Origin of the sequence: Trichocoleus sp. FACHB-46, assembly GCF_014695385.1 — a bacterium.
Classification (GTDB): Bacteria; Cyanobacteriota; Cyanobacteriia; order FACHB-46; family FACHB-46; genus Trichocoleus.
Genome location: NZ_JACJOD010000026.1, coordinates 12,013 through 28,925, shown reverse-complemented (window position 1 = coordinate 28,925; position 16,913 = coordinate 12,013). Strand labels below are relative to the sequence as shown.

The window sequence follows — 16,913 nt, the reverse complement described above, 5'->3', positions numbered from 1 at the left end:
TTAATAAATGCTGCCATTGGGCTGTGGTTCATGAAGCTTTGGAACAGATCTTGGCTCTCGCGTAAAGCTATTTCTGTCCGCTTCCGCTCCATAAATTGACCTATTTGGCTACCAATCGCGGCCATCATCTGCAATAGGTCTGGGTCCGGCTCTTGGACGCGATCGCTAAAGCACTCAATGATCCCTAGAATCTCGTGACCCAACTGAATGGGAAAGCCAAAAGCAGACTTTAGCCCAGTCTGGGAAGAAAGCGTCGCTCTGAGGAAGTTGCTGTCTTGACTGATTTCGGTGATCCAAAGGGGTTGACGGTTGGCCCAGACTCGACCCGGAATCCCAACACCTGAGACAAAGGTCATTTGCTGACTGGTCTGAATGAATTTATGCAGCTCTGCATCTGGCGCTTGCCAGCAGTCAATGCAATGGAGCACGGGTGGCTCTGGGATGACACTCCAAAGCACACCCACTTGCCAGCCTAAATTCTCACAGAGCGCTTGCAAAATTGCAGGGGCCGCTTCAGCAATGGTCGTAGCCTCTGCGAGGATACGGGCGATCGCGTATTGAGCATCTCGACGGTGCTCGGCTCGTTTGCGGTCACTAATGTCGCGAAACCATGCAGCTACTCCATTGGGTGAAGGAAAAATGGACATCTCTATCCAACGCTGAGCTGCCAGAGAAAAGACTTCCAAGCGAGCGCTCACTTGTTCCGTCATCGCTTGGTGGAGGGCTCGGCCTGTCACCGTATTTTGCCGAGCCACCTCAGGAAAAACATCCTGCCAGCGTTGTCCCAACAGGTCCCCAGGCGATCGCCCTAACATCCGAGCCGCTTCTTGGTTGACGTAGATATAGCGCCAGTCGCGGTCAAAGGCGATGAAAGCATCTGTGATGCTTTCCAGAATGTTGGAAGTATGTTGGTTGGCGGCTCGGAGCGACTCCTCAAATTGCTTGCGTTCTGTGATATCGAGCGTGACCCCCACCATGCGAATCGGCGTGCCATTAGCCTCATAGATAATCTGACCTCGGACAATCAACCAGTGCAGACTCCCATCAGGATGGTAGCAACGCTCCTCTACCTCATAGTCTGTTCCTGATTGAATGGAACGCTCAATTGCTGCCTGAACCAGGGGTACGTCATCGGGATGCAGCACCGCAAACAAGGTTTCGTGAGTAAACTCGGCATCGGCTGGTAAGCCAAAGTTCGCCTTACATTGAGCCGAACAAGTTAAAACTCCTGTAATCAGGTCATGCTCCCAAGAACCCAGCTTGGCGGTTTGTAAAGCAACTTTGAAGTGCTGCTCTTGCTGTTGAAGTGCTAGTTCTGCTTGTTTGCGATCAGTAATGTTGCTAAAGGAAACCGCAATCCCATCGTTGAGCTTGACAACGACGTTACGAAACCAACCGGTTAGTGCTTGACTGTTGTAAAACGTCTCAAATGTCTCAGAAATGCCAGTTTCGGCGACTGTCACGTAGCGATCGAAAATACCACTGTTTTTACATTCGGGAAACAGCTGTAGTAGCTGCTGACCTACAATTTCCTCGGGCCTACGGTTCACACCTCTGGCGACAACTGGATTGACGTATTCAATGCTGAAGTCAGCGATCGCCCCTGCTTGATCCCGGACAGTACGGAGGATGGTGAATCCATCAGGTGAAGCTTCTAGCACGAATCGAAATCGCGCTTCACTCTCTAGCAAGCCAGTGGTTTCTGTATTGGGTATAAAAGAGGAATGACTCGAAATCACAGCCTTCGCGTCAGTCATTGAGCGCTCGACTCCGTCTCTGAAAAATACTGATTGAGTAAGGTTTGGCTTTGCTCCTGAAGCTCAACTACAGATGAACGGCTTAACTCACCGAGCATTGTTTTGACTTGCTTTAGGGCTAGAGGAGAGGGCTGCATGTGACCGTTTTCCCATCGATTAATCGTGCTAAAAGCAACGCCTAGGGTTATGGCAAACTGCTCTTGGCTTAATCCACTGAGGTGCCGCAGCTTGCGAATCAGATGACTTACTTCTGGTTGTGCTAGCGCTGCTGTCTTTTTAAGCATGAGGACTCGAAGGGAAAATTTTTATAGGTAAAGCAGTTGATTATAGCGTCTGCTATATACCTCATTCTGAGGGCATAGATTTATACCTCTATCTACCCTGAGAGAGAGTTCTAAGGATACAAAGGTGGCTAGGTGATGGGTGACTAATATTCAAACTGACGAAGCTGTCGTTGTGTATCACAAAATGTCTGAGATTTCCGCATATAGAAGGTTCTATTAAAAAAGCTGGGGAGGAGACAGTTGTGAGTTGTAGGAGGGAGAGAGGGGACATATCCACACCTTGCAACTAGCCCATCAAAAAGGGTTGACCTTTATTAGCTAGTTGGGGTTTGGGGTTGGCAATTGTGAAACAGGTCGTTGAGCAAGCGGGTGGAACGATCTCGTTGACCAGTGAGGTCAATGTAGGGACAACCTTCACTGTAACCTTGCCGCTCAGTCAATAAGCAAGCTCTTGCAGCAGATCGCTTAAAGCTTTCAGCAATGGTTTAATGGCTCTCTTGCACGTCCACTGCTAAAACCAAGCCAATGGTAACTCAAGCGATCGCCCGTGGTAAACATGAACCATACTAATAAATTAAGTAAAACTTATCGATTGACGACAGAATGAGGGTTTCAGCCATTTTGGGAAGAGAGCGATCGATAAGCTGGGGTTAACTGCTCTTTCCCCTTTAGATGTAACAACGGTGCATCAACGCTTTGACCCATTTACCTGAAGAAATGATAATTACTTCAGGTAGAAATGAAGGTGGCTCGATGAAGGTAGACGGCCACGGCCAAGCCAAGATTTTGACGCCCTACGAGATTGCCAAATTATTTGAGTCGTTTGAAGGCGATCGCGATCGAGCGCTCTTTGGTACTTGCCTTTACACAGGGTGCCGCATCAATGAGGCTTGCTCCGTTCTCATCCCAGATGCTTATGACTCCAGGGGAGTTAGAACTAAAATTATGATTCGCAAGTCCCACACGAAGGGACAACAGGAGACGCGCCAGGTTCCTGTGAATTCAGTCTTGAAAGGATACCTGGAAGCTTACTGGGCAATGGTGGGTAAGCAGTATCTCTTCCCCGGACGGCATGGGCGCGGGTACATCAATCCCAAGTCAGCGGATGAGATTCTCAGGGAGAAGTGCGATCGCCTGGGGCTGGTTGGAGTTAGTACGCATAGTTTTCGACGAACAGCATTGACCCAAATGCACAATGCTGGGGTGCCACTGCGAGTCATTCAGAAAATCTCTGGACATCGAAGCTTACAATCACTCCAGCAATATCTAGAGGTTTCGGAGCTGCAACTGGAGGGGGCGATCGCGGCACTTAGTTTCTAAAATGCTTTTGATTCGCGTTACGTTTGCATGTCCTGTGAAATCGGTATCCACCCGTTGCAGGAATCTCTAGTTTCAGAGCAAGCACAGGGACGAAACAGAGTCTGAATCGAACAACTCTTAAATGCAAGAACCGTAAAGCTATTGACTCTAATTAGGGAAACGACGTCATCGGCAGATTCTATAACTTTGTACAAATGGCCTGCCTCGGAAAGTAAGCATTCACCTGCTAATACAGCCATCGCTTAACTATTTACTAAATCAATAAAGTATATTCTTATACTTTATTGATGGTTACTTAGCGCTGTGATAACAAAGTTTTAATTTCCACATACAAGTTAAATACTTATGAGTCAGTCCTCACTGCTAGAAGGACTTTTGTAAAGTAAGCCGCAGATGACAACAAAATTCGGCGATCGCAGGGCACTAGAACAGCTTTGCCAGCTTGACCTAAGGGACCTCACGCAAGGCATCAAGAACCGCCCTCAAATTCTGCTGTTCCTCGCACCACTGAAACACTGCCGCGATTGCCTCAGGTTGAATGCTGTCGTAATGCTTGGCCATGTCTTCTTGACTCCATCCTGCTTCAATTAAAGTCAGGACAAACCACGCAGACACGCGAGTTCCCTTGAACACTCTCACTTCACCCGTCACCTCAGGGCTCAACTCAGTGTATTGGTTTAGTATTTCACTCATTTCAGTCATCAACCAAGCCTCGATCGCAGTGAGCTTGTTCCCTAATTGTGTCAGGCAAGAACAGTACTTCGATCGCTCTACTGTTATTTGTCATTCTGCCGTTCAGCTAATGTTCCAAAAGTTTGTCCTATCGACCAAGACGATCGCCTCAGTCCCTAAGTCCGTTTTAGAACGATGAAGTGTAGACTTCTGCCTCAATCGCCTTGATTAACGTCGTCAGTGAGACAGGCTTGACCAGGTACTGACGGGCTCCCAGTTTTAGCGCCCGCCCTGCTCGAATTCAAAGGGGAATCCGTCGAGGTGGCGATCGCCCGCGAGTGGCTGGCGGATCAGTATGGGGCCTATGGGCACGGGATAGGAGACGCCACGACCCCGGTAGACCTAGCGGCGGCCCTCACCAAAAAACCCCGCTACGCGCCTGAACTATTAGAGGGGGAGGAGCTACTGGATTTCTCGCTCAACATCCCGGACGATGCCGTGACGTAGGCCGCGCCGAGGAAGACAAAGCTATTTCTGCTGGTACTTTTCGCCTAGCTCATCTGCGTTGGAAAATGATGCAGTTCCCCATCAGCCTTGTTACCTCCATGAACACTATCTCCATGAACGCTGACACCCCACAGGCGTTACTCTACTCTGTCTATGTCACTCAAGGTGCCGTTGTCTTGTATCTCGATAAGGGGGCAGATTATGTATCGGGGCGCTTTGTTTGCAGCCAGCCAAACTACCAAATGGCCTGTGACTTTGCTTTGGCATTATCTGCTCAGAAAGGATTTCCCTTGATCAACCTGGTTACTAAGCATTACGCTTCACAGCGAGCACTTTTAGGTACTTAAAGACTAGGGATAGTGAGGTGCTTCTATTTCTATGACCACAGGAAATAAATACGTCTCCTGGTAGTTTTGCGCTACATCGCTGGGCACACAAAATACGGCAGTTCCCTACCACTACCTTTACTTCCATGAGTGCTAATACTGCACAAAACGTCCTTTATTCTATCTATGTTGATCAAGGTGCGGTTGTGTTATACCTCGACAATGAGTTGGATTACAGACCAGGGCGTTTCGTCTCCAGCCAAGCGGATTATCAGATAGCTTACGGCTTTGCCCTACAACTAGCCACTCAAAAAGGGTTGACCTTGATCAACCAAACTTCTGAGTTGCACAACTAAGGGCGATCGCTAGCTACTCACGCAGCCTCAGAAGCTGAACGATAATTTCTATGAGTACGTCTGGAAAGATTGGCTTGGTTAGGTACTGCTGGAAGCCCAACTCTAAAGCTCGCTCCCGCGTCTCCTTCCCCGCATACCCTGTCAAAGCGATCGCAGGCACCTGCCACCCTCGTTTCACTTCCAAGGTTCGTAGTTCTCGAATGAGGGAGAAACCATCCTCAAAGGGGAGACCAATGTCACTAATCATCAGGGTGGGGTGTAACTCCTTAAACAGCTCGATCGCCTCTGCCACTGAAGTCGCAGTAGTGACCTCTGCCCCGTACTCTTCGAGGGTGACGCTCAGCAAGAAGAGCGTATCAATATCGTCATCCACCACCAGGATTCGTTGACCCAGCAGCAGTGAGCGCTGGCTCATTTTTCTTCTGCCTGCTGTAAACACTACGATTTATTAGTGTATTTAAGCACTAATCCTTAAGGATTATATATCTGGCGATAGAAATAAGCAGACTCTACCTTTAGCTAGGGTGATTCTGTATCTCAGGGTACTTAAATAAAGCAGTTGTTACCATGGGTCTTTGTGGAAGAGCGGTTCTCAGCTACGCAGAGGCAAGAGCAAAGCTATCGCACAGAGTTGGTGAAGTGGGGAATAGACTTTGAAAAAGCGTTCAAGGTTGCCAGAATTTTGGCTCGCAATATTCCCAACGAGAACCTGACGAGTAGCGAAGTCGAACTGGTTGAGGAAGTTTGCAAAGAGTGGTTTGAGAAACGGAAGCAGTGGGAACAGTTCAAGCGGGTAACAGCTGAACAGAGTCCAAGTTCACAGCAACCCGCCTGGGAGAATTACCAAACAGCAGTTCAACGCCACGAAAAGGATTCCCCAGCCACATCCGACAGTGATGAAAAGGAAGGATGACGGGTTGATACTGCTTTTATTCAAGGGCTGTTAGGTGTAGTGTGATACCAAGCAAAGTAAAATTAAGTTCCAAAAGGTAAGCGATCGCCCCTCTAGCGTAGAAGTAGGAGCGATCGTTTTTTTATTGACACGCACCCGCCCGAGTTCAACAGAGACGGGGTGGGGTGTGAGAGCTGGGTCGTATGGTGGGGAAGCGATCGCCCGTGGTAAACGCAAACGATGCTGACGAATTCAGTAAAACTTATCAATCAATAGCAGAATCAGGGTTTTAGCCGTTTTGAGGTGAAAGTGATCGATAAGCTGGGTTTAACTGGTTCTCTGGCTTTGGATGTAACAACGGCGTATCAATGCTTTGCGCTTATTACCTGAAGAAAGTAATCTTACTTCAGGTAGACTTCCGCTTTGGATAATATGACCGAAGACTCGGAAAAGTTGCGTGAGCCACCAAAGTTATTCGATTTTTTCGACTGGAGCGATCGCCCTACCCTTCAAACAAAAATGTGATTGTCCTCATGCTTTACTGTATACGAAGCGATCGCACGCTTCTTGGCGCAGTATCACTCCATAGGAATTGAGATGCTCGGGATTGCTGTGCCGCATAAGCTTCCCACCCTTGTCGATAGTGAGGGCTGCGATCGCCAGGACAATGCAGGATTTGCCGCTCTCGACAAGCATCAAAATAATCGAGATAGCCATCAATGTAATCCTTCTCTGCAACCGAGCCTTTAGGATGTGGAGTCGTTACTTGTTCTCGCCGCTCATCATTGGCTTTTTCTGCTTCGATATACTCGTTCAAATATAGTCGTAATTTCAACAAATGAATTCTCATTTTGATGAGATTGATTGATGCTCGAAAGAGGGAATCGCTTGTCATGGTTCTAGCTCCTTAAAGTGTAGTAATCCTAAGCAACGAGGTCATGACAAGAAGGCCAACAGCATAAGAGCCCACCAGTCAAATGACCAGCAGGCTCTTGGAACGATAACCTAATATTTAGTTGCGAGATTTTGTCTCTTCACTCAAGATACCCAGAGCGCGCCCCATTGGCACACTCGCCAGCCAACATCAGTAGTCATTAGGGTTGGGGTAATTTCTAACATAGGGTAGGCCAATCCGCTTCCCAACAGAAGCCCAGCCTCCATTACTCGCAATTGCATTGATCAAATCCTTACGCCCGATTCGAGTGAGCTCCTCATGCGTTGGCATGGTCTTCTCTATCTGACCTAATTGTTCAACCACCTCCAGAATTTCTCGCTTCATATTGTCCAGATTCCTCCAGTAACCCCGAGGCTTCCTGCTGTAAGAGAGTTTCAGGTTCAAGCGTTGGGCCACCTGCAAGAACCCTCCGTGTTGTCCGATCGCCCAAGACAAAGATGGTTCTACTGCTTGAATCTCTTCCTTTGTTGGCATCACCCCAGGAGTACCATGATGCTCAATGAAAGCAACTAATTCATGCTCAAGATTAGAGAATTCCAGCCAATAACCATAGGTTTTTTTGCCATAAATCAAACCAAGCTTTTCGGCAACCGCTGCATACCCACCATGAAATTCAGAAACAGCCTTTTGCAGATCGCACCGCTTCATTTGTTGCAGTTCTTGGGCAGTTGGCATCACACCAATCTGCCCACGTATTTCATTAAGAGCAATAAGTTCCCGCTTTAGGTTGTCAAAATTCTCCCAGTAACCGACTGGCCTCCTTTCATAGGATTGGCGTGTGACCGGCTGAGAGGGATCTGGAGGCAGCAGAGTTACGACCTTAACCTGATCGCCATCCTCAACCTTAATCAGACCGGCCTTTGTGATCCAATACCGAATCGTTCCTGCTTTAACTTTGGTTAGAGCGCTGATTTCTTTGGGTGACTTTCCTTCTCTATAAAGCCTCAAACACTTGTCTATCGTCGCCTTTGAGTAACGCTTCTGCTTTCCCCCCAGGCCAGCTTCTGCTATCCACGAATAGATAGTTACGGGATGTACACCTGTAATCTCAGCGACTTGAGCAGCAGTTTTCCCTTCTTTGTAAAGCTCTAAACTCTGCTGTTTAACTGCTTCCGGATACCGAGTTTCTCTAGCAATGCCCTCAGCGTGTACCAAATCGGTAATAGTATCTGCGGAGACGTCAGTCTGATCTTCAATTTCTCGGGGTGTCCAACCGTCAAGATATAACTGAATGCAAATCTGCTTCTCCTTTTCTGAGAAATCAGCTGAACGACCTGGTAGACCACTAGTCCGCAACCAATTTCGGAGGGTGCGACGTAGAGGGATTCCGTTAAGTTCTTGAATTTCATTCACAGAGTAGCCTAGCTGATACATCGCTATGCACTGCTGCTTCACCTGGTCAGTGTAGGGATCTGCGTGTTTGACAGGACGAATGGTTGCTAAACCTAACTCTCCAACTGGATCTATTTGCTGCTGAACTAACTGCCCTAACTTCTTATAGTAAGGACAAGTTTGGCATTCGAACCGTATGCCAGGTTCAGGACACTTGCATTTAGATGGCCAATGCGTTAGCAATCCTGGCTCAATCACAGCAAATCGTTCTGCTGCTTCCCTAAACAGATCTGAAGTAAGCTTATACATCTCTAGAACTCTTAATCTATTAGTAATTGACTCTCGAAATAAGAACTAAACCTTCAATGACACGGAGACAACTTCATCAGCAATGAAGACTTTGTCCAAGAGTTTCTCATAAAATATTTCTCGCAAGTTTTCCGATAGAGAGTACCAAAAGTTGATTTTGCCAGCTTGAGGATTACAAAGCATTTGTTTAGCTATCTCATTAGAATTGGATTTCTCCTTTTCAATTTTTTCTAGTAATTCCCGACGTTGTTTTTGAATTTGATAGCTAGTCTTAAAGTTTGGAGCACTTTCTAACCAAGCTACTTGTGCCTCTAATTTTCTTACTGTATCTGACTTGGATAAACTCTCAAATTGGTTGATGGCTTGAGAGATGAATCTAACTCGTTCAGTTAACTTAAATATAATTGCCTCATCAATATCATCCACTCGGACACATTTCCTATTAGTACAGGAAACCCCAGAGTGGCGACAGCCATAGTATTTATATGCATTGCCACTTTTGAGAATACACCTGGAATGACACTCAGCACAAAAAATCAAGTTAGTTAAATGTGAGGTAACCTTTGTTCTTGCACATCTTTTAGCGTTCGCTTCCAATAATGGTTTGAGCTCATTCTCATAAAATTCATCATCAAAAAGTCTGTGCTCTACATGTGTATTAAAATGGATTTCCCATTCGTCTGGATCTCTTTTAGTCCATCTTGAATCATTCCTAAGGTAAGCAATATGACCTCTAAGAATCGGGTTTTGCAGCCAATTTTTTAAGCCTGCGCTGGAGCTAAAAATAGTGATACCTGGTGTCAAATAGGGATTTTTATCACCTGACATAGTGTATCTGTTATGTAAACGGCTTAGAACAGATCTGTATTTTCTAAGTTCTATCAATGAGTTAACAATCTCTTCTGCAATATCTCGTTTACTTTGCCCTCTCAAGAGCTTTTTCAGAGGAGTATTCTCATCATATTTAAGATAGTTTTTAGGTCTGTCCTCTAAAGAACAAACACAAGGTTCACAACTCAAAACATATTGCTTATCAACAATCTCATAAAGCAGAGGCGGTCTTGTCCAGGCATTTTTCTCAAGCCTACGGTTTGCCATTACACCCCGAACTCGGTCTCGAACCAGAGCTCTTTCATAGGCGGCAAAAAGAACGTTGATGTCAGCCTGAAGCTCTCCCGCCGCAGTAGATAGGTCTTGCTCTCCTCCTTGTTCCAAAACTATCAGCTTGACCTTGTTATCGCGCAGGATGTCTTTGAGCATTGGAAACTCATTACTGTTTCTGGTTAATCTATCCCACCTACTAACCTTGATCGTTCCAATTTCGCCTTCCGTAATTCCCTCGATCAGCTTGACAAAACCAGGGCGTGTTGAACTCGCACCAGATTCAACATCGGAGTAGATTTCATCTACACCGGAAGTCTCAAGCTGAGCTGTTTGATGAGGCAGGGATCTTCCATGGCTTTGTTCTTCTGTAGAGACCCGAATGTATCCGACTGTTTTTCGATTGCTTCTGGGAGCCATACTTATGTCGCTGAAACATAGTACTACGGTACCATGAAAGTGTATGGCTGTTACGGAAGTAACGTCATAAAAGCTTTAAAATCAAATTCAAAGCTTTGCTCGACTTTATACGCTACTTTGCTTATGAAAGTAAATAGATAATTTTAGCCAAAATTTGTCTTCCCGTACCCAGACAGGTCGGAGCCCAACTCTTGAGGCTTTTTAGGGACTAGTTGTAGTAGGGAGATTTCAGCGCCAATTCACATAGCAAGAGCTGTTCATCAGCGGCTTTGAAGAATTTGCTTTTGGATGGCCTCGGCAATTTGTGGCATTAAGTCAAGTCCCATCGCATCACAAATGGTTTTGAGGGTTTCATAGGGGACGACCTTGGTTTCACTGGTTTCAATCCGTTGGATATTCTGACTGGTCATCCGCTTACCCTCTAGAGTGATCTGCCGCGACAGGTCATTCAATGACCAACCCTTCGCGTCGCGCCAAGTCTTTAGATCTTTCTCCAGCTCTGGCAATTCAATTGTGATGGCAATTTTCATGGGCAATGCGACTAGCTCTGCTTTCATAGTCGCCTATCGTTGTTGAGCGCTTGACAACTAACAATTGACAACTAAAACTTGTCAATCGAGAATAAAGAATAGGTGTGATGGAGCAAGTAAAGCAACCTCTATCAAAAACCAGTACAAGTTTCAAAAAACAACAAGCGATCGCCGGTCCTCAGAAAACCAACGATCGCTGCTGATTATGCACCTCAGAACAGCCGAGTCTGGACAACTGCCTGTTCTGAGGCCAACCCCAACTGTTATTGAGGAATTCAGAATCATGCTAACTCAAAGTTTCAGCACTCCAAATGCTCAGTTAGAAACCAATCCCAATGAGCAGACCCAGCTCAGCCAACAAACTTATGCTCTCCCAGGAAACTGCCATGGGGACCACACTGCGATCGCTCTTGAGATTCCCCTCTCTGTAGCAGTGCACTTACTAGAGGCAGCTCAGCAAGCTCAAGCTTGGTACGAAAGCGAACAAGGCGAATATTATGCAGCTCTCTATCCACTTGACGCAAGCTTTCGCCAAGTGGATAGAGAGCTGCATTGAGGAACTAGCTAGTGATGCCTTTGAGCACTGTCTTTCCGGTAATCGGAACTATGCCTTCAATCGCCGAGCTTTTGAGCGGGCTGTCGATCAACTGGAGCAGTCCATCTTAACTGAGCCTGCGGAAGCAGCATAAATCAATGACTTGGGGTGGGAAATACCCACCCTGTCCGCGCTGATCAAGGCTGACTGCAAAATTTTGTTCCAACTGCACTGTTAAAGAGTCACCATGAATTTGTCAGACTACGCGCCACAGATTGCTCAAGCTGCTCAGTTAGTGAATGAGTTGGATGGCAAAATCCTGCAAGTGCGTCACCAGATGCATGAGCAGGAAGGTCAGGCTGAGGCCGCCGTCGCCTTTGAAAATGACCTGAAAAACGAGAATCAACGCAAAGCCAGACGTTTCCTGTTGCTGCAAACGAACCAGGAGTACCAAAGCTTTCAGCAGAAACTAATGCAGTTAACGATAGCGAAGGCAAATGCAATGGCTGAACTGGAAAAGCTGCGTAATGGTTTCAGTGCGGCTAAACTCCAAGCTCGTCAACAAATGGTGCAACAGCTGGCTGTCCTAGGGTGCTGTGATCGCGAAGTCCTTGGCTTTTAGGCGATCGCTCTAGCTCGACTGGTTTTTGACGCACTGCGAATATTGCTAGACGAGCGGGCAGTGACTGTAGTAGAGTCCCTTTAAAAGCGAAACCAGCACCGGGCGGGAACCCAATGCTGGTTTCAAAAATCTGAGGACTGTTAGCCCAACAGTATCGCAACTTAAGGCTAGCAGTTCTCCACCACAAATTACAACTGGAGAACCACGGATGTCCGAAGTCTTTGCGCGGGTCACACACGCGCACGATGCTCTAGCCTTACAACTCACCCCCTGCGCAGGTCAGCTGTACCGTTGGTTGCTGAGACGCAAACCCGCAGGACGGTCCCAAGAATTTGAGTTGAACGAGTTTTCTGAGTGGACAGGAGTGGGTCGAAAACGCTCCTATTCCATCCGCCACATCCAGCGATCGCTCCTCGAGCTCGCTGAATCAGGTCTAGTTGAGGTAGTGCGGAAGTACTCAGGCAAGATTTTTAAGCTGGTGGCCAACCATCCCCAATCGGACAAAAATGTCGCAGAACTGGATCAAAATGTCCAAGTTGGGATGGAAATGTCCAAAATAGGGGCCTCAAACCCTTGCAGCTCCGTACTCTCTTATAGAGAAATATTAGAGACAACAGACAGACCCTCCACCCTCCCTGCTGCTGTAAAAAATAAAAATCAAAATAACAAAGAGTTTGAGGATCAGGAAAAAACCTTAGATATAGAGCCTCTAAAAGGTTTAGATCTAAATGCAGGGTCAATTAACTTAGTTCAAGATGCCGAAATAGACCATTTTTCCGCGAGCGGTGAGCAGCGCGAAATTTTAATTCAAGTTGAAGCGGCGATCGCCCCGATTCCGTTGAACCCACAAATTGCAGCAGTAGTGCTTGAAGCAACTTTAACGACGGTTCAGGATGCGATCGCGCTGGTCAAGGAACGTAAGCGAAGTGGCGAGGTGAAGAATCCGGCCGGGTTATTAGTGGATGCGATCCGAGAGCGATGGAAACCAGCTCAGAGTGCCAAGAGTGTGACAACGGAGTTCAATATTTGGTACCACAAAGCCTATGCGGCGGGTTTGATCGAGTACTTCACGTCTTCGGATAGCCAGGTAACAGGTTTACCCTCCGGTTCCATTGGAGTACTGCGTCATGGCTCTGAGGTTTGGGAAGACTGGCGGGCGATCGCGACTTCTTCTCATTTCCTGGGAAGCTCGTAGCCCGTGCTTTGTGAATGAACCGAGGTCTTGTTTCAAAAACAAGTTGAGCAGTTGCAACTGCTCGTTTGCAAAATTTAGGGTGATTTGTAAACCGCTCAAATTCAGGATTTTTGTTGAAAATATAGTAACAGCGAGCGGGAATTGAGGGAACGTTATCACAGGGAGTGAGGCGCTCAGGTCTCCGACAGTCTCGCTACGTGGGATTAGCGAAGACACATCTTCAGCACATCCTGAGCGTAGTTGCTCTCAATTTGATTCGTCTGGATGCTTGGCTCTCAGGAATCCCCTTCGCGAAACCTCGTACCTCTCGATTCCTGGAGCTTAAGTCTCGAGTTGCATAGATTTTTCTCTGATGAATTCGCCAACGGTATCTTCGCTACCTTTACCCCTAGTCTCCTCTTTGCTGCATGTGAGGAGTGAACAAGATGCCCAGCCTTCAAGATACGGCTTATCCCCGTTTGAAGCACAATGTGACAGACAAAGAGTTAGCAACCATCTATACCCTAGTAGAGGTATAACTTATCACTACCTATCCTTACTTTTAAGGACGGCTTGATGAATATAAGCAAATTGATTTACAACTTTTTCATCAAACGAGCGTTGGGATTCGTTTGAATCATATTTAGGGTTATCCAAAACAGCGCCATAAACGCTGTAAATTAATTCATATATAAAGCTAGGGTCTACAAGCTTTGACAAGTCATCATATTGACTTCGTTCGAAATCACCCTTGCGAGCCCCATAAAATGCCGAGCTCCATTTTGTTGGCACATAGCACTTAAGAAGCTCAACAGAATTTTGAGGGTCTTGGTCTAAAGTCTTTATAAGATACTGGCTAGCTTCTTCAATAGAAACCCAGTGCTCCCAAACATAAATTATTGTGCGAGCGTCCTCAGGAAATTTAATATAGATAGGAGCGTTACATGAAAGCTTTATAATTTCTTGAATAAGAAATTTAGCTAAAACGTGACGCTGTTCGACGGAAAAGGCGCTATCTTCTTCCCCACTTTGCTTTGAAGGAGTTAACCAATAAAAACACTCTAAAGCAAATTCTATAGGACTAGCTTGAGATATTATCTTCTTCGCGACATCTAAACGAATTTCATGCACATCAATATTTTTAACAAGTTCATTAACAACCATCCCGACTTTAGAGAAGGAACTGATTATAAGATCTCTATCACCCGAGAAAACATCTCCAATCATAGAAATTGCCAAAGCAAGTTTCTGAGAAGCTAGAGAAGATAGCTGTTTAGACTTATCACGAGCTTTTAATATAAATGCATTCGCTCTACGGTCGCCAATAATTCTTCGTATATTAGTTACAATTTCTTCAATAGAGTTATTTTCAATTTGAGATAGAAAAGCAGCTATTTCTTGGTCTGATACGTCATTGCTAGATACTGAATACGAAAAAAACCTACTGAAATAATGAATAGAGGCAACGCGTTGCTCCCTATCATATTCCTCTTTCCAGCTAGAAATATAATCCACATTACCAAGTACTCCAGAACGATTCATGTGAGGAAACAAAGCCTTCAGTAAGTCCTTTGCAGACATTGCTTCATCAGTATTTAACCCTTGAGTTCCTACATCAATAAGATTAAGAGTACGTTGTTGGAATTCTTGATTGTTATAGTAACTAAATGGTGATCCTGCAAAAATATCAGAATTATTTCTCACAATCTCATATAGCGCTGGGTAGAAGATCCTCATCCCTTCAACCAGCATTAAATCCAATAAATTTACTTCTCCCTTTAAAATAGGTAATGAAAATGCAAGAGCATTTATATAACGCTTGACCATTCTTGGCGTTTTAAGCTGTATCTCTAAACCATCAACAAACTTTTTCAAAAAGTAGTAGCGAAATTGCTCTTCAGAAATTTGAATATTTAGATCACTTAAAACCTCCTGAATACCTTCAATGCAGTATTCAAGCAGAGCTACTCTATCAGCCTTTGGCAAATTCAATGGAACTTGAATTATTTTTTCTAAAAAATTCCTTCCTGCCTTAATATCTCCAGAACCATACTTCTCGCTAAGTGCAGCAGCAACCATTGCTTCATCGAAAGCTAAAATATAAGCAGTATAATCAAAATCTGCTGATAGCTTAACTAATTTAAATACAGTCTGAATTTCATTTTTATCTAATCTATCGATATCATCCATGAGAATAACGACACGTTTTCTCTCATTTTTTAGATGCAATTCTACTCTTTGCTTCAAATCCTGTAAGTCAACAGAGGAGAGGCTTTTACCGAGACCTTGAAAACCTTGACCAGCATTAACTTGAACAGCACCAGCGAAAGTCACATTAAATGATGTTAGGGCTATAGAATACTTATCAAGCCATTCACCAATTTTTTCAGAATCAGAGCTTATAGATTTACCAATAGCCTTTGCCAAGTCTTGAAAAAATCCTTTAATCAAGCTGGTTTCATCAGTGAATCGCCAAGGATTAAACTTGACGCAAATAATATTTGAATTTCCTTGCAGATATTGCTCAATAAAATTAAGAACTGTTGTCTTACCATCGCCCCAAGGCCCGTAAATTCCTATTACAATGCTGCTCGGGTCGCTGCGAGAGGTAATAGTTTGAGCAACTCTTTCGGAGAATGACCAACGATTGAATCTGTCTTGTTCTGGCCGACTAACCGGAGAATCTGTGATGTAAAGATCATTTGATCGTCCCCTATTTTCAACAGCTGGTTTTTGATTACTTTGCTGTTGAGGAGCCTTTCTAAAGAAGGAGGGCCAAAAACGCCTCATATTGCTTTAAGTACCTAAACAACTAAATTAACTATGCTGATTCTGAGTGAAGGTGATCACTCTTAATCTCTTTGCCACTAAAATCTATCATCTTCATCGTCATCATTGTTGTACTGGATTACTGAAGTGACTATGACAGAAACAGAAGCATCATCTTGAAATCCCAAGGCTGCCAAATAAGCAGCCTTGGCAGTTTCCTCACATAGAAGAAGTTTCCCTTCTATTTCAAGTGTTTTAAGGCCAAAACGCTGTGATTCGACGGTTACTATAGTTTTCTCAGAAGAACTTCTAAGAGTTACTTTATCGCTTGGAAGAGCAATATCTGTAGAAGCCCAAAATGATGCCATCATTAGAATGACCGATTGCCATACTTTGATTAATCAACTGGCATAGCAAAGCCAAACTGATTTTCAGCTTCACTTCCCTGATTTGTCAGCCTGTCGATTCTACCTTGAAGCCCATGCTCCATAGACTTTCTCATCTCTTGGTAAAGAAATTCAAAAACTTCATGAAATAGATTTTCTTGCTGGAGGTTAATGGTGAAGACCTTTTCAGGAGAGTTTTTTGGGGGGTTCAAAATCTTGATAGTACATTCTTGCTCATCTTTTAACTTTATCCCCAAGCCAAAAATCATTCCTGAGGGAGGTGCTAATCCTATCTCAAAGAAATGTTTGCCAGAGTTATTTGTATTAAATCCAGCAAACTGTTCATTTACCTCATGAAGCGAAATCATTAATCTAAATCTGAAGAAGCAATCATCATCAATTTTAATCCGATCGCGCCAGTAGCCTTCTTTTTGTACCTCTCCAGTATCTGAATGAAATTCAACAATATCGATCGCCCCAGAAGGACAATTTAGATAATCACCGAAGCGTCTATTAAATTCTGTAATAATCGCAAAAATCGTGTCTACATAAGTGTAGGTTTCTTGGTAATCTAGCTTTCGCATCTCTACCAATTGTTGAAACTTGGAGTTACTCATGAACAGCTTCCTAATTACAAGCTTTTAGCACCATCCTCTAGTGGCAAGC

At 45.0% G+C, this 16,913-nt stretch carries 21 protein-coding genes and 1 pseudogene; 10 read left to right on the top strand and 12 right to left on the bottom strand.

The annotated features are described in order from the left end of the window. Nucleotides 1-1,757: PAS domain S-box protein (locus H6F72_RS15430; RefSeq protein ID WP_190437265.1), on the bottom strand; the 1,757-nt coding region annotated here is incomplete at its 3' end. Beyond that, complete coding sequence (locus H6F72_RS15425) at nucleotides 1,754-2,041, bottom strand: DNA-binding transcriptional regulator (RefSeq protein ID WP_190437262.1); 288 nt, start codon at nucleotides 2,039-2,041, stop codon at nucleotides 1,754-1,756. The genes H6F72_RS15425 and H6F72_RS15430, both read right to left, overlap by 4 nt. 329 nt (nucleotides 2,042-2,370) lie before the next feature. On the opposite strand from H6F72_RS15425, the gene H6F72_RS15420 reads away from it, so the two are divergent. Continuing rightward, nucleotides 2,371-2,484: an ATP-binding protein gene (locus tag H6F72_RS15420; protein WP_199299112.1), complete on the top strand. Its 114-nt coding sequence runs from the start codon at nucleotides 2,371-2,373 to the stop codon at nucleotides 2,482-2,484. 274 nt (nucleotides 2,485-2,758) lie between these two features. Continuing rightward, complete coding sequence (locus H6F72_RS15415) at nucleotides 2,759-3,361, top strand: site-specific integrase (protein WP_242016962.1); 603 nt, start codon at nucleotides 2,759-2,761, stop codon at nucleotides 3,359-3,361. Between the two features lie 447 nt (nucleotides 3,362-3,808). Here the strand turns inward: H6F72_RS15415 and H6F72_RS15410 are convergent, their stop codons facing one another. Continuing rightward, nucleotides 3,809-3,976 carry a DUF433 domain-containing protein gene (locus H6F72_RS15410; RefSeq protein WP_348252637.1) on the bottom strand — a complete coding sequence of 56 codons (168 nt, stop codon included), beginning with the start codon at nucleotides 3,974-3,976 and terminating at the stop codon, nucleotides 3,809-3,811. A gap of 10 nt (nucleotides 3,977-3,986) precedes the next feature. Here H6F72_RS15410 and H6F72_RS15405 point away from each other — a divergent pair, with 10 nt between their 5' ends. The 3 genes from H6F72_RS15405 (at nucleotide 3,987) to H6F72_RS15395 (ending at nucleotide 5,222) form a co-directional block, all read left to right on the top strand. Then, a complete protein-coding gene (locus H6F72_RS15405; RefSeq protein ID WP_190437275.1) occupies nucleotides 3,987-4,232 on the top strand; it encodes a hypothetical protein in 246 nt (81 codons plus the stop codon). A gap of 421 nt (nucleotides 4,233-4,653) precedes the next feature. Then, on the top strand, nucleotides 4,654-4,887 hold the full coding sequence (locus H6F72_RS15400; protein ID WP_190437254.1) for a hypothetical protein: 234 nt from the start codon (nucleotides 4,654-4,656) through the stop codon (nucleotides 4,885-4,887). A gap of 125 nt (nucleotides 4,888-5,012) precedes the next feature. Next, nucleotides 5,013-5,222, top strand: a complete 210-nt coding sequence (locus H6F72_RS15395; RefSeq protein WP_190437251.1) for a hypothetical protein — start codon at nucleotides 5,013-5,015, stop codon at nucleotides 5,220-5,222. A 13-nt stretch (nucleotides 5,223-5,235) separates the two neighbouring features. On the opposite strand, the gene H6F72_RS15390 is transcribed toward H6F72_RS15395, so the two are convergent. After that, nucleotides 5,236-5,637 carry a response regulator gene (locus H6F72_RS15390; RefSeq protein ID WP_190437247.1) on the bottom strand — a complete coding sequence of 134 codons (402 nt, stop codon included), beginning with the start codon at nucleotides 5,635-5,637 and terminating at the stop codon, nucleotides 5,236-5,238. Nucleotides 5,638-5,799: 162 nt separating this feature from the next. On the opposite strand from H6F72_RS15390, the gene H6F72_RS15385 reads away from it, so the two are divergent. Beyond that, the gene (locus H6F72_RS15385; RefSeq protein ID WP_190437244.1) at nucleotides 5,800-6,135 is read left to right on the top strand and encodes a hypothetical protein; all 336 of its coding nucleotides are present in this window, start codon (nucleotides 5,800-5,802) and stop codon (nucleotides 6,133-6,135) included. Between the two features lie 30 nt (nucleotides 6,136-6,165). Here H6F72_RS15385 and H6F72_RS15380 read toward each other — a convergent pair whose 3' ends face one another. The 5 genes from H6F72_RS15380 to H6F72_RS15360 all read right to left on the bottom strand — a co-directional run bounded on the left by H6F72_RS15380 (nucleotide 6,166) and on the right by H6F72_RS15360 (nucleotide 10,788). After that, nucleotides 6,166-6,351: a hypothetical protein gene (locus tag H6F72_RS15380; RefSeq protein WP_190437242.1), complete on the bottom strand. Its 186-nt coding sequence runs from the start codon at nucleotides 6,349-6,351 to the stop codon at nucleotides 6,166-6,168. Between the two features lie 301 nt (nucleotides 6,352-6,652). Next, nucleotides 6,653-7,009, bottom strand: coding sequence for a hypothetical protein (locus H6F72_RS15375; RefSeq protein ID WP_190437239.1), 357 nt, complete (start codon nucleotides 7,007-7,009; stop codon nucleotides 6,653-6,655). A 189-nt stretch (nucleotides 7,010-7,198) separates the two neighbouring features. Continuing rightward, nucleotides 7,199-8,710 carry a transposase gene (locus H6F72_RS15370; protein ID WP_190437236.1) on the bottom strand — a complete coding sequence of 504 codons (1,512 nt, stop codon included), beginning with the start codon at nucleotides 8,708-8,710 and terminating at the stop codon, nucleotides 7,199-7,201. A gap of 45 nt (nucleotides 8,711-8,755) precedes the next feature. Further along, nucleotides 8,756-10,231 carry a recombinase family protein gene (locus H6F72_RS15365; protein ID WP_190437233.1) on the bottom strand — a complete coding sequence of 492 codons (1,476 nt, stop codon included), beginning with the start codon at nucleotides 10,229-10,231 and terminating at the stop codon, nucleotides 8,756-8,758. A 260-nt stretch (nucleotides 10,232-10,491) separates the two neighbouring features. Then, nucleotides 10,492-10,788: a helix-turn-helix transcriptional regulator gene (locus H6F72_RS15360; protein WP_190437230.1), complete on the bottom strand. Its 297-nt coding sequence runs from the start codon at nucleotides 10,786-10,788 to the stop codon at nucleotides 10,492-10,494. A gap of 256 nt (nucleotides 10,789-11,044) precedes the next feature. On the opposite strand from H6F72_RS15360, the gene H6F72_RS15355 reads away from it, so the two are divergent. The 4 genes and pseudogenes from H6F72_RS15355 to H6F72_RS15340 form a co-directional block, all read left to right on the top strand. Then, on the top strand, nucleotides 11,045-11,317 hold the full coding sequence (locus tag H6F72_RS15355) for a hypothetical protein (protein ID WP_190437226.1): 273 nt from the start codon (nucleotides 11,045-11,047) through the stop codon (nucleotides 11,315-11,317). A gap of 226 nt (nucleotides 11,318-11,543) precedes the next feature. Further along, complete coding sequence (locus H6F72_RS15350; RefSeq protein ID WP_190437221.1) at nucleotides 11,544-11,918, top strand: hypothetical protein; 375 nt, start codon at nucleotides 11,544-11,546, stop codon at nucleotides 11,916-11,918. 208 nt (nucleotides 11,919-12,126) lie between these two features. Next, a complete protein-coding gene (locus tag H6F72_RS15345; RefSeq protein WP_190437217.1) occupies nucleotides 12,127-13,113 on the top strand; it encodes a hypothetical protein in 987 nt (328 codons plus the stop codon). A gap of 131 nt (nucleotides 13,114-13,244) precedes the next feature. Further along, a pseudogene (locus tag H6F72_RS15340) lies at nucleotides 13,245-13,454 on the top strand (transposase); the annotation flags it as partial. Between the two features lie 184 nt (nucleotides 13,455-13,638). Here H6F72_RS15340 and H6F72_RS15335 read toward each other — a convergent pair. From H6F72_RS15335 to H6F72_RS15325, 3 genes are all read right to left on the bottom strand, one after another. Continuing rightward, the gene (locus tag H6F72_RS15335) at nucleotides 13,639-15,882 is read right to left on the bottom strand and encodes a P-loop NTPase fold protein (RefSeq protein WP_190437214.1); all 2,244 of its coding nucleotides are present in this window, start codon (nucleotides 15,880-15,882) and stop codon (nucleotides 13,639-13,641) included. A 77-nt stretch (nucleotides 15,883-15,959) separates the two neighbouring features. Beyond that, entirely contained in the window at nucleotides 15,960-16,232 is a 273-nt protein-coding gene (locus H6F72_RS15330; RefSeq protein ID WP_190437212.1) for a hypothetical protein, read from the bottom strand. A gap of 26 nt (nucleotides 16,233-16,258) precedes the next feature. Beyond that, nucleotides 16,259-16,864 (bottom strand): hypothetical protein, encoded by a 606-nt coding sequence (locus H6F72_RS15325; protein ID WP_190437209.1) that lies wholly within the window; start codon nucleotides 16,862-16,864, stop codon nucleotides 16,259-16,261. Nucleotides 16,865-16,913 lie beyond the last annotated feature (49 nt).